At 53.9% G+C, this 11,849-nt stretch carries 9 protein-coding genes; 3 read left to right on the forward strand and 6 right to left on the reverse strand.

Annotated features, from left to right (window positions below; genetic code table 11):
• Nucleotides 1-454: 454 nt before the first annotated feature.
• Genes GIB19_RS24865 through GIB19_RS24875 form a run of 3 tightly spaced genes read right to left on the reverse strand, consistent with a single transcriptional unit; the run spans nucleotide 455 to nucleotide 3,257 of the window.
• A complete protein-coding gene (locus GIB19_RS24865; protein WP_274888403.1) occupies nucleotides 455-1,474 on the reverse strand; it encodes an NAD(P)H-quinone oxidoreductase in 1,020 nt (339 codons plus the stop codon).
• Nucleotides 1,471-1,809: a carboxymuconolactone decarboxylase family protein gene (locus GIB19_RS24870; RefSeq protein WP_221100625.1), complete on the reverse strand. Its 339-nt coding sequence runs from the start codon at nucleotides 1,807-1,809 to the stop codon at nucleotides 1,471-1,473. Before GIB19_RS24870 ends, GIB19_RS24865 begins: the two co-directional genes overlap by 4 nt.
• 11 nt (nucleotides 1,810-1,820) lie before the next feature.
• Complete coding sequence (locus tag GIB19_RS24875) at nucleotides 1,821-3,257, reverse strand: NAD-dependent succinate-semialdehyde dehydrogenase (RefSeq protein ID WP_274888404.1); 1,437 nt, start codon at nucleotides 3,255-3,257, stop codon at nucleotides 1,821-1,823.
• 228 nt (nucleotides 3,258-3,485) lie between these two features.
• Here GIB19_RS24875 and GIB19_RS24880 point away from each other — a divergent pair, with 228 nt between their 5' ends.
• From GIB19_RS24880 to GIB19_RS24890, 3 genes are all read left to right on the forward strand, one after another.
• Complete coding sequence (locus GIB19_RS24880) at nucleotides 3,486-4,415, forward strand: LysR family transcriptional regulator (RefSeq protein WP_274888405.1); 930 nt, start codon at nucleotides 3,486-3,488, stop codon at nucleotides 4,413-4,415.
• 635 nt (nucleotides 4,416-5,050) lie between these two features.
• Entirely contained in the window at nucleotides 5,051-6,394 is a 1,344-nt protein-coding gene (locus GIB19_RS24885) for an HNH endonuclease family protein (protein ID WP_342456468.1), read from the forward strand.
• A gap of 394 nt (nucleotides 6,395-6,788) precedes the next feature.
• Nucleotides 6,789-7,346: a hypothetical protein gene (locus tag GIB19_RS24890; RefSeq protein ID WP_274888407.1), complete on the forward strand. Its 558-nt coding sequence runs from the start codon at nucleotides 6,789-6,791 to the stop codon at nucleotides 7,344-7,346.
• A gap of 84 nt (nucleotides 7,347-7,430) precedes the next feature.
• On the opposite strand, the gene GIB19_RS24895 is transcribed toward GIB19_RS24890, so the two are convergent.
• The 3 genes from GIB19_RS24895 to GIB19_RS24905 form a co-directional block, all read right to left on the reverse strand.
• A complete protein-coding gene (locus GIB19_RS24895; protein ID WP_274888408.1) occupies nucleotides 7,431-8,900 on the reverse strand; it encodes a tyrosine-type recombinase/integrase in 1,470 nt (489 codons plus the stop codon).
• A 104-nt stretch (nucleotides 8,901-9,004) separates the two neighbouring features.
• Nucleotides 9,005-9,643 (reverse strand): hypothetical protein, encoded by a 639-nt coding sequence (locus tag GIB19_RS24900; RefSeq protein ID WP_274888410.1) that lies wholly within the window; start codon nucleotides 9,641-9,643, stop codon nucleotides 9,005-9,007.
• Entirely contained in the window at nucleotides 9,640-11,709 is a 2,070-nt protein-coding gene (locus tag GIB19_RS24905) for an integrase (protein WP_274888411.1), read from the reverse strand. The genes GIB19_RS24900 and GIB19_RS24905 overlap by 4 nt, the downstream gene beginning before the upstream one ends.
• Nucleotides 11,710-11,849: the final 140 nt, after the last annotated feature.

The raw sequence follows: 11,849 nt of genomic DNA on the forward strand, positions 1-11,849 counted from the left end.
CAGGGTGAGCTCCACCAGTTTGTTGGACGCTTGGGGAGACAGCTTGAAGTAATCGAGGCGGTTGTTCATGGGTAGCTACTCACAGTGGATTTGTCTTCGTTGGGGCCCACTGTAGCTACGCTTGGACTAGCCCCATAGGGCCAAGATGGTAGTTTCGAACTAGGCCATGTCTGTCTCGATGCGCGCCATGACCCCACCGAGCGGTGTGGTCGAAGGGGCGTTAAAGGCCGTTTACGCCTCCCCGAGCGGTCTTAATCGATGGGCAACTGTCACTCACCTGTCGAGTGGGAACTGTCGTCCAAAGCGAGAATACGGCTGGTGTATTACACGACCGTCTTGGCCGGGACGCAGATGGCTCAACCGTTGAAAGGCCCCGAACCGATGGGGAAAAGCCCGCAGCTAGGCGGGCAAGGTCAATATACGTAGGGATGGCTTCAGAATCTCCCATGCTCCGTCAAAATTGAGTGAATGAAATTGAATCAGGTGCCGGTGGCATCGTCAGAATGATCTTGCCGACATTGAGTGAGGCTTCCATTTTACGGTGAGCATCCGCGGCTTTCGCCAATGGGAAGGTGCTATCAACCACGGGCTCGAGACTGCCTCCTCCCTCAAAACGATCAAGCCAGTGTTCGCGGAAGCGTCTGACCATCGCATGTTTTTCAGACTGTGTGCGCGACTTCATCACTGTGCCGATGATCTGCAGGTGGCGGTATAGAACGTCTTCCAACTTGAGGTTCACTTCACCACCTCCACCCAGAATACCGACCTGTACCAGGCGGCCACCCTTGGCGAGCGACTTGATGTTCCTCGTGAAGTAGGGCTCACCTACAAAATCGATGATGACATCCACACCTTGGCCATCGGTGTGCTTTGCGACGACCTGGGCAAAGTCCTGCGTTTTGTAATCGATGGCGAAGTCGGCTCCCAAGTTCTCGACGCGGGACATCTTGCTGCCCTCGGCGGTGGCAAAGACCTTGGCGCCTGTGGCATAAGCAAGCTGCACGGCTGCTGAGCCAACGCCACCAGCTGCAGCATGGATGAGTACCGACTCGCCTTGTTTCAGTTTCGCTAAGTGGATCATCGCTTCGTGAGCGGTCACAAAGACTTCCGGGATCGCTGCAGCATGCACGTAGTCGAGTGCAGCAGGGATCGGCATTGCCATGCGGTAATCGATACGCGCGATTTCGGCATAGGCGCCGCCCCCCACAACCCCCATCACGCGTTCGCCGACTTGATAGCCTGATACCTCACTGCCTATCTCGATCACCTCACCAGAAATTTCCAGGCCGATGATCAGCGAGTCACCGAAATTGGGACGTCCATATCCACCGGTACGATGGGTTAAATCAGCTCGATTCACGCCGGCAGCATGCACGCGAACCAGCAGGTCGGCGGGGCGGACTTCCGGCACGGGTACCTCACTCACTTGGAGCACTTCAGGGCCGCCAAAGGTTTCAAAGGTGATCGCTTTCATGGGTTCAAAGGCTCCGAGTCAACGAGCGTGGAATGGGCGATGGCAGATGCCGTGATCGCTGCAGGAAGTCCTGCATAGAAGGAGAGGTGGGTAATGGCTCCGGCAAGCTCTTCACGCGTTATGCCGTTGGCAACACCCCGTCGCAGATGCGCCGGCAACTCATCGGAATGACCGCCAGCAACCAGTGCCGCGATGGTAATGAGACTGCGGTCACGTGGTGACAGCGAGGTGTCGCCCCAAACCTCCGGGTAAAGCGTTGAGTCAATGAACGCCGAAAGTTTCGGCGTAAAAGCTCTGGCCGCCTCACGAGGGCTTGTAAAGTTGAGACCTGTCATGGGACGGCTCCTCAAACTTGGCTGATGAATTTGTTGGTGAGATAGTGCTCGATACCTTCGATGCCGCCTTCCGAGCCGTGACCGCTCTCCTTGATGCCGCCGAAGGGAAGCTCTGTGGCGACGATGCGGTATTGATTGATTCCGATCATGCCGGCCTCCAAACCATCGGCAACATCGATGGCCGTCCGTGCATTGGTGGTGAAGGCATAGGCCGACAGGCCATAGGGCAAGCGGTTAGCTTCGGCCAATCCATCAGCCAGGCCATCGAATGGCATCACGATAGCGATGGGGCCGAACGGCTCTTCATGCATGATGCGGGCATCCATCGGCACCTCGGCCAACACCGTTGGCGCGAAGAAGAAGCCCGGGCCAGGTAACGCCTCACCGCCGGTCAATACATGAGCCCCCTTGGCCACGGCATCAGCCACCAGTTCCTCCATCTTGTTCAGTTGTCGCAGATTGGCGAGTGGCCCGACCTGCGTATGGGGGTGCATGCCGTTTCCAACCCTCAGTGCTTTAGTAGCAGCCACGAAGTGGTCGACGAATTGCTCGTAGACACCCCGTTGAACCAGGAAACGGGTTGAAGAAATGCAGACCTGGCCAGTACCGCGGAAGCGGTTGGCGACGCCTTCCACCGCGGCTCGCTCCACGTGGGCATCGTCGAACACCAGCACTGGGCCATGGCCGCCCAGCTCGAGCGTGATCGGCTTCACGCCTTCGGCTGCGCGACTCGACAACAGACGGCCAATGGGCACAGAGCCCGTGAAGGTCACTTTGCGAATAATCGGGGAAGCGATCAACTGACTCGAGACCTCATCAGGCACACCAAACACGACCTGCAGCACACCTTTTGGCAACCCAGCATCATCCAAGGCACGAGCAAGGGCGAGGGCAGTGGAGGGGCTTTCCTCACCAGGTTTGAGAATGACGCTGCAACCGGCGGCAAGCGCGGCAGACAATTTGCGCGCCGGCGTGATGGCCGGGAAGTTCCAGGGGGTGAAAGCAGCAACGGGGCCTATAGGCTGGCGCTTGACCAGTTGCAGCACACCGGGGCGGTTGGCTGGTACCACACGGCCATCGATTCGACGCGCACTTTCAGCGAACCATTCGAAATACTCTGCCGCCCGGGTGACCTCATCCATGGCCTCGCCAATGGGCTTGCCTTCTTCCAGCGTCATCTGGGCAGCAATGTGTGCCGCACGTTCCAGGATCAAGTCGGCAGCGCGTTTGAGAACCCGGGCACGCTCAGCTGGAACCGTTTTGCGCCATTGCTCAAACCCTCGCTGTGCCACCTCAAGGGCCAGATTGAGCTCGTCACCAGTGGCCAGCGGCACCTGACCGATGATTTCTTCAGTTGCGGGGTTTCTGACGGTCGCAGTTTTACGGCCGTCTGCGTCGATCCATTTGCCGCCAATAAAAAGATAGAGCGAGTCATAGGGTGTGTTCATGGCTGTGACCTTCATAGGGCTCTCTGGTTGACCTGCACTGCGAAGCTACCCAGGACTTGGTAGACGGTGGCTCGCGCCGGCCCGTGGAATTGAGTCTATGGAGGTCGCCGGGATGGATTTAGCCCAGCTGAAGGGAATGATTGTTGTGCAAAAAGGTAAAATCGCTTTCAAAAGGACACCGATTTGCACACAGTGACACGTGAATTAACCGGCATAGGGGAAGAGGGCATGGACAAGTTTTCAAATATGTCGGTGTTCGTGAAGGTCGTTGAGATGGGTAGCTTTACGGCAGTGGCCAATCACCTCGACTCCACGGTGGGGAATGTGTCGCGGGCGGTGTCAGCGCTCGAACAGATGCTCGATACACGATTGCTGCAGCGCTCGACCCGGCGCTTGTCGGTCACAGATGCGGGCAGACGATTCTATGAGCGCTGCACCGTTATCCTGGCCGACCTGGAAAACGCTGAAGCAGAAGCGAGCAATGCATTGCTCCAACCACGAGGCACTCTCCGCGTCCATTGTGTGCCTGGCCTTGCTCGACACCTTGTTACTGAGGCCGCACTGGAGTACCGCAAGGCGTTTGGTGACGTAACGGTCGACTTGATCCTCTCGCAGCGTATGCCGAATCTGCTGGAAGACCAGTTGGAGGTATCGATTCAGATCGCCAGGGTGCTGCCAGACTCAAGCTATGTGAGCCAGAAAATTGGAGTCAGCCACTGCGTGTTGGTGGCATCGCCAGATTACCTAGCGAACCATGGAGCACCCGAGACACCTGCGGATCTGGTTGATCATCGATGCCTGTTGCTAGGTACCGTCGATTACGCCCGAGATGAGTGGCAGCTCAAGAGTCGAATGGGCGATGCAACGTTCATCCCCAGCGGGCCAGGCTTCAGTGTGAATGACATGGAGGCTATGTCTGTGGCGGTCAGAAGCGGTGCGGGTATTGGCTTGCTCGCGGGCTTCGCAGCCATCGACGATTTACGCGCGGGGAAACTGGTACGTGTGCTTCCCGATTATTTCACTGAGGAACGGAATGTGTATGCGGTGTACTCATCGCGGCAGTTCATCGACGCCAAGATTACCCGGTTCATTGAGGCTCTGAAGGAAAAGGTCGGGAGCCGACTGGCGGTGATTGCCGACGAACTCATAGATACTTGACGTTGGCGAGCGCTGCCACTAACTGGCATCAATTTCATAAGCGGGCAGTCTAAGTGACGAATGCTCCGAACCGATGAAGAATTGGGGGCAAAAGAAGCCCGCTGCAAGGCGGGCAAGGTCTGTCACACGTAGGGATAGCTTCAGGGTATCTCAAGCTCTCTGAAAATTGAGTGAAGGAATAGTCTCCCATATGTGATGGCTTCAGGCTGAGCAGTCCGTTTTCCCTGAGGACTCTATGATCCTCGCCATACCTCTACAGCCGCCATTATTGAATTGGCACCTAAGCCGAGTGCTTTTTCTCGCGTGATAGCTGAACACGAGTAATTGCTATCTGCACAACAGCTGCCACTAAGCAGAGCAAACCGATTTTCCAGCTCCCGTCTAACCCGAAATGCTCTGATACCCTCCCAGCGATGATCACGCTAACGAAGATGGCGGCGGGTAGGATCAATTTATTCATGAGGTCTTCTTGAAGCGTGTGTCAAAAGCCTTGAGTGAGTTTCGCTGTCCAGGCAAAGGGGAGGGTATCCCTCTAGATGTAAGCAACGGACTTTCGGATGACCAATGGCCAGGACGAAGCAGCGGGCAGTCTCGGTGTGTGAGTAATAACCTGCTGCATTCCGGAGGCGCTGCGTCTGCAGCTGCGGCCTAAGGATCAAGGCTTCTTTGAAAAGCACATTCAGAAGCGTGGCGCGACTGATCAACTGCCGTCGCTGGATAGCCTGACAGACTCCAAGGCACGAATCGTTGAGAACGCCAAGCTCATTCGCGACAGGTTAATCGCGATGGGTGAGGAAGCACGCGATGAGCTGCTGCGCTTCCTGCTGCAAAGCTGCTATCTCGTGGTTGTTGAGGTACCCTCTGATACAGCTGCCCGACGTATTTTCACGGTTTTGAATGCACGAGGTCTCGATCTCTCAGCCACTGACATACTCAAAGCCGATCTGCTGGAGAGAGCAGGTGTGGAAAAAGAGTCGTACCTATCCCAGCGCTGGGAAGAGGTAGAAACAGCACTGGGTCGCGACAGGTTCAGTGCGTTGTTCACTCAAATCCGCATGATCCATGAGCGTGACAAGCCTCGCTCTGCGCTTGAAAGCGGCTTTGCCATGCATGTTCCCGTGTTTCGTGACAACCCGAGCGAATTCATCGATTCGGTGCTGGAGCCCTATGCTGACGCCCTCATGTTGGCGATGGATGAACATGAGCTGCGCAAGCGCTTCGGTGCCAAGTGTGCCGACCTGGTGCGATCCTTGGAGCGATTGGATAATAGGGACTGGTTACCACCCTTGCTGCTCTGCCTGCGCCAGTGCAATGGCGGAGTTAAAATCAACGTACCAGAGCTTGTATTTAAACTCGAAAGGCTTGCCTACTTCCTCTTCGTTACTCGCGCTGATGTAAACTCACGCATGTCGCGCTATGTCGACGTGATAGACGATCTCGACCCGCCTACCGATCCAAAAGCTCGCTACACCCATCGAGGGCGCTCCACTGGGCTGGAGATTGAGCAGGCTGAGGCTTCGATGCTGTTCGATGCACTGGATGGCAACGTGTACTTGGTCTCGAAGGTAGTTAAACCGCTTTTGCTTCGTCTGGAACAAGCTTCCACCGATGGCACGGCGAATTACGACTATCCAGTGATTTCTGTTGAGCACGTATGCCCTCAAACCATGGCACCTGGATCACAGTGGGCGCAGTGGTTTTCCGATGTCGATGACCATACGGCATGGGTGCATACCCTAGCGAATCTCGTACTGCTCAACTCGCGTAAAAACTCTGCCGCGCAGAACTACGACTTCGACAAGAAGAAGACCAAGTATTTCACATCTGGCGATACCTGCGCCTTCACGCTCACCAACGAAGTGCGCAGTTACCCGCGGTGGACACTTGAGGAGCTAGAGGCTCGAAGAGTCGAATTGCTTCAGCGATTCGCCAAGGCCTGGCGCTTGGAGTCGAACCTTGAGAAGTGGTGGAGAGAGTAATGACGAGGGCGTGACCCGCGCCTTGTAGTAAGCTGTCGGTCATGCACGCGTCGGTTCAGGGTGTCCCTATCGACGAGTAGAAGCTTTCACGGGTGATTGATTGCACGCGACTGCGGCCTGACAGAATCCAGATGACGGCAGTAGGAACGTTATGATCGATCTCCCGAAGGACATCCTCGCAGCTTCGACCTTGGTCTGCGTGATTCTCTGTGTATCGAGCTGATCGATGAGATGGTCGTGCTAACACCTCTCCGTGACAGGGACGAAGAACATTGAGAATACTGGGTGCCTGTGAGCAAGGGCCGTCAGTCGGCTTCCCACAGGTGCATAGGTCTGACGGCTGTTTCGCATCGTACGAGGTCTCGCCTCGGGCCATTGGAAGCAATAGGAAAACATGTATCAACCCATATCCGAATCTCAATTTGAGACGCTTTTTGACCGTTACATAGATGTCCTTGTGGGCTACCTGGATGACCTGTCTGAGGGCGCAGGAAGCGCTGACGCCTCTCCCTGGTTTTCCTGTTTTGTACCTGATGCCATCTATGAACTGGTGAGCGTAGCGGGGATAAGGGACAAGCTCTCGATACAATTAGTCGAGAAGCTGTGGCACCTCGCCGCACGGAACTACTCGCGTTTGGAAATCTTTCAGTTCTTCTACGAGACCATAGGCACTCGGGGCCTAAGTGAATTGCACGCCCCGATCATGGTGAAGATTGCCAGGAAAAGCCCTGAGCTGGAGGCTGGATCCAGTCTGTTCGACCTTTTCTCTGTCCTGGGAAGCCTTCTTTATTCAGCGTCACTCAGGGCAGAAGAGGTGGGATGCAGGAGGGAGGCTGTTGCGCCGTTGTTATGGGGTGATTTTAACCAAGCGCTGCTCCGAAAGCTGGTGTTCGATGGCCATCTTGGCGAGCCAGAGCAAGATCTTCTGCTGTCACGTGATCTTGGGCTTTGATCATCTGGAAGGGCTGGAGGGTTCTTACTGCCTGATCAACCTCTGCGGTCGTATCCTGACAGTCTCGATTCAGTGGGGGGTGGATCATGCCAAGTCCTCTTCGAAATACGTTTTACGCATCTCCTCAAGGGACTCTTCCCGCTCATCGCTTTGCGCTTTCAAATCCTCTTGGCGCTGACGCTTCAGCTCTTGGAGGCGCATGGCATACTCCGAGGTCGAGAGACCCTTTTGCAGTTCATCGAGAAGCTCTTCTTCAGCACGGTCGTAGATCCTATTGACGCGGATCATATGCACGGAGGCGACCGTCTCTTCATAGCCATCCAAGCGCGCAAACGCTAGATGAATGTAGCCTTCGACTGATGATGGCTCTTTGTGGCCCGTCCACATCATCACTTCAGCAATAAATTTCCCGCTGCTTAGCAGTGCATTGCGAAATTCGTCCTGATTCTTAAACTTGTGACGCTTGATGAGCAGCACAAAAAGATTTGTGATGAAGGCGTGGCGGAACATGTGCCCGCAGGTCTGGTGGTCAATGCCGGCCTCTAAACGAAGTACTCTAATTTCACTCGTGAGAGATGCATGGCTGAGCGGTTTGCCCGTAGTCTCTTGCACGAAAAGCATTCCATGATCCGGGCCACCCTTGTAGCGACGCATCGTTTTGGCGCGCGCCATTTTTATGTACTTACTGGCTTCCGTGAGCACGGCTCGAGAGATGGGAATTTGTCTGTCCTCAGGATCTCCGAGCTTGAGCGTATCAAGGCGAAGCAATGGCTTCTGCATGGCCAGTGCATTTTTGATATCTTCCACACGGATGTCTCCGATTTCGCCACGTCTGGCGCCCGTATGCTCATACAGTGACAACATGAGATTCCTCCGTAACTGCAGATGCCTGGATGAGCCAACGCTGTTAACTGCCGCTCGTAGCAATTTCACGTCGTGTGCCGTGATTGGATCCCTTGTGTGGTGCCTAAGTCCCGCCATGGTCAAGGAGTGGTGATGCAGGTAAAACCGCTTGATGCTTTTCCCAGATCTGTTCGCTACCAGAAATTCCTTTTCTTGAACCCGTATGCTCCCTTCTGCAGAAACGAATTCTGGTTCGCCATAGAGTCGACCAACAAACTGTAAGAAATCGATGCAGGCACGCCCGATGCCCAGCAAGGATGTCTCGGTACGTGCGCGAACTGCAGGGTTGGTCGCAGAGCTTTCCGTGCGTAGCTCTTGAATCATGGCCGTGAACAACTGATCGTTGAGTTCGATGAAGTCCAACTTATGAGCAAAGCAAAACCGAATAAGGGGGCTTATTTTCGCGGCATAGGAGCCAATTGTTCCGCCATGGGTCACGTTGCGTGACAACCCGCGGCTGCGTCCTCGCCCTGGTCTGTCACGAAGGGAAAGCATGTAAATGTTCGCAACTGAACAAGGAGCCCCGTTCGGCCAAGTCATGAAAGGTAACCCGGCAGCATCCTTCGTCTCTACCCGGCCCAATGATCCTACCCCGAACAGCTTCAGGCCGGGTAGGGGGGAGTAGAGTTGTCGCGTATTTGCGTTTTTCATATCGGATACTGCCTGACTAATGGTTGCCGTGCTTTCGAATGTACTGCTTTCAGAGTGTTGCCTTGTTCAAGAGCGCCTGAGACAATACATAACGTCAGGAATGTTCATTTCCTGTAGTCCTCCATATCTGCCACCTTGCCATGGGTTTCAGTCGCGCCTTCCTCAATCATCGGGAGCGGGTTGGGTGAGGGGCCGTCAAACGGAGGTGGGTTGATACTGAGAAGTGCCAAGAGTGTTTCTACCGCGTCCTTCGCTCGCTTCTCCAAGACGGCGGGCTTGACGCTCTGCCGAATTGTGCGGAGTTCTGAGATTGCTATGGACAAGCCCTGCAAAAGCACCATGTTGATCTTCTGGTGATGTTCCAGTTGCGCTTCGAGTTCTTCGGTACGCTTAGCAAGCCCTATCTTTGTGCGCTTATTGGACGAGGTCTTGCGGGCGTTGAAGGTTTGAATTGCATCTGAAGCGCCTTTGCGCAGCGCATCAAGCCCTTCAAAACCACGTTCAAAGACGTTTTCCGAATGAGCCTTCAGTGTGTTGACGCTCATTCGCTCCTTAGTCTTAGTTTCGCCATCATCTTCAAAGCTTAATTCCAAGCTTGCAACGCCCCCTTGACTGTTGAGGGCTTTGAGTAGCTCTGTATTCTCAGCAAAACGCGCTGGTTGGCGAACAACGAGATGCAGCAAGTCCCGCAAGGCTTGTAACGACTTCGCATTCTTTTCATAAGCGATCTTGACTTTGCTCATGCCGCATCCTCAAAAATTTTCACAACGATACGCATTTGTTCGCCGTTTTCGTCTTCGAAAAATTCAGGCTCAATTGCCACTTTGCCTTCCTTCATCAATTCTGTGATTTCATCTTCCAGTTCGTCAATATCCACCAGTGCGAAATTTTCAGTGCCATAACGGTCTTTCAATAATTTGGCCAGGTGTTCATAACTCTTCGAGCCTTTATGGTGGAGGTATTCCGCCACGAACTGGGCTTTCGGCCCCATTAGCGTCGCACCGCTTTGGCTTTCAGTGATATAATACCAGACATGACGCCGGTTGGTGTGCGCCAGCATCCACTGCAGGGTTTCCAGCCCGCCAAAGGTGCTGGAATGGAAAAAAAGCATTGCAAAAAAACGCCTGAGTTGGTGTTGGCGGATATAGTAACGATGGCCGTCCTTGTTGGTAGTGATCTCAAAGTAGTCGCAGAAAAAATCCATGTTCCTGTTGAACAAGCCTTTAGTGCATTTCGAGAATTTCCGAGTTCCAGCTAGGCAAGGGCTGGCAAACAAACTTGTTTCTTCTGAGATATAACCAATCCGCTTGAGGATTTTCTGCATCCTGATCAAATTTTTAATCATCTGTACGGCGATGGGCTCAATGGGCCGCGCTTGAGGGTGACGGATGCCAAGGGTGTGGGTGGTGCTCTTCCTGTTGAGGAACAGCAACCATTGCTCAGTTGAATCTAGGCAGGTAAGTGCTTGCAAATCGATCATTTCACCTGAGCGCCGCGCCATTAACGCACCCACGACAATTTGTACGCCACCGATGTAGACTCGGACAAGCTCCATCAGCGAAGCGTTGCTCCTCATGTCCGTAAAGTATTCCAGCTTCACTCGTTCAGTGTTTTTCAATGCCATAGTCACTTGCTTCACTCCTGCAGCAATCGTTTCTTTACGAAGGATTGTCTGCAGTTCATCGTGATCAAACTGCCCGGGTGGCTTGTTTTTGTGCATGCTATGGAGCGCTAGTAGGCAAAAGCTGCTAATTAGGTGCTCGCCATGCTTCAGATGGAATTCTATGGAGTCTTTAACCGCGCCAAGTACCACGGGGCTAGGAAGGCTGCGATACCTGCCGCTTTTGGCTGTCTCAGGCTCATACAGCAAAATGCCCTTTAGATTCGGAATGTCTGGAGCCGGCACTCCTGTCTCATGAAGAGCCCCAAGTCGGTACAGTGCTGTCTGATAATTGAAAAAACGATCAATCAGGACGTGTTCTTGGGAGTTGGTCGTCAGTCGTACTGCAGGGAACTCCCTCCACTGCTTCGTGTCGTCCACAGGCACGGACAGGGATTTGATCGAGCGCCGATAGCCATTTTTCGCGAACAAACTATGGCTGTATACGATTGACGTGAGCTTACGTGTCCTGATGTGCCATCCGCTCGCCTGTCGCTCGAAAAGTTCGTGAGCGTAAAGAGCTGCACGTGCATAGGGAATCTCCTCTAGGGTAATGCCGAGGCCATTCTCGTCCTCCTGCTCTGGTGTGATTTCCTTCAGTTCTGGGAATTTTGTTAGAATCTCCTCAAGCAACATGCGGGGCGTCACATTGATCAAGTGTTTGCAATGGTCACCCACCAACGCTTCCCAGTCCAAAAAACCTTCAAGATCAAAGGAGATCGCGATTTTCCTCAGAATTTCGGTCAGATTTTTGGTGCTAAGCCCCTCCAGCCCGCAATCTGCAAGCTGAAAATGGGCTGCATTCATAATCAGGTGATCAACAATGTGGCTGGCAAGGAGGAAGGACTGGTATTGTGTTCCAATCGCATTCGTTTCGGATAATTGGTCTGACGCATTCCGTGTTGAGACGACAAGGTACTGCTTCAATCCTTCCAGGAGATCCTTGTGCTTAGGGTGAAGTAGACTCTCGCCGTCATCCAGTATTACATTCCAGTCTAGGAAGTGGTTGTTCGCTGTCCCGAAGTTGTACTCCCAAACGGGCGCCTCAAAACTACTCAGCAGCCACTGAGCGCTACGGTAAATCGTCGCGCTATCACTGAGGTAACTTTCAAGGAACTCAAGTTCCGGCGGGAGGCTGTAGGGTTGCATTGTTTGCATCGCTCATGAGTGTATGGTTGGAGGCCGCGATCGGGGTGCTTTGGTCGCGCTAGGCAAGTTTTTGCGCAGGCTCATGTGACATGATGCTCTTGCGCGGCTGTGTTTCGTTAGTGGTGTTTAGGTGCTCCTGG

It is taken from the genome of Pseudomonas sp. ITEM 17296 (assembly GCF_028895205.1).
GTDB lineage: Bacteria > Pseudomonadota > Gammaproteobacteria > Pseudomonadales > Pseudomonadaceae > Aquipseudomonas > Aquipseudomonas kermanshahensis.

Excerpts from the sequence above, each read along its gene's own strand:
- GIB19_RS24865 (WP_274888403.1), bottom strand. The coding sequence starts at position 1,474 with ATGAAAGCGATCACCTTTGAAACCTTTGGCGGCCCTGAAGTGCTCCAA.
- GIB19_RS24890 (WP_274888407.1), top strand. The coding sequence starts at position 6,789 with ATGTATCAACCCATATCCGAATCTCAATTTGAGACGCTTTTTGACCGT.
- GIB19_RS24880 (WP_274888405.1), top strand. The coding sequence starts at position 3,486 with ATGGACAAGTTTTCAAATATGTCGGTGTTCGTGAAGGTCGTTGAGATG.
- GIB19_RS24895 (WP_274888408.1), bottom strand. The coding sequence starts at position 8,900 with ATGAAAAACGCAAATACGCGACAACTCTACTCCCCCCTACCCGGCCTG.
- GIB19_RS24870 (WP_221100625.1), bottom strand. The coding sequence starts at position 1,809 with ATGACAGGTCTCAACTTTACAAGCCCTCGTGAGGCGGCCAGAGCTTTT.
- GIB19_RS24875 (WP_274888404.1), bottom strand. The coding sequence starts at position 3,257 with ATGAACACACCCTATGACTCGCTCTATCTTTTTATTGGCGGCAAATGG.
- GIB19_RS24900 (WP_274888410.1), bottom strand. The coding sequence starts at position 9,643 with ATGAGCAAAGTCAAGATCGCTTATGAAAAGAATGCGAAGTCGTTACAA.
- GIB19_RS24905 (WP_274888411.1), bottom strand. The coding sequence starts at position 11,709 with ATGCAACCCTACAGCCTCCCGCCGGAACTTGAGTTCCTTGAAAGTTAC.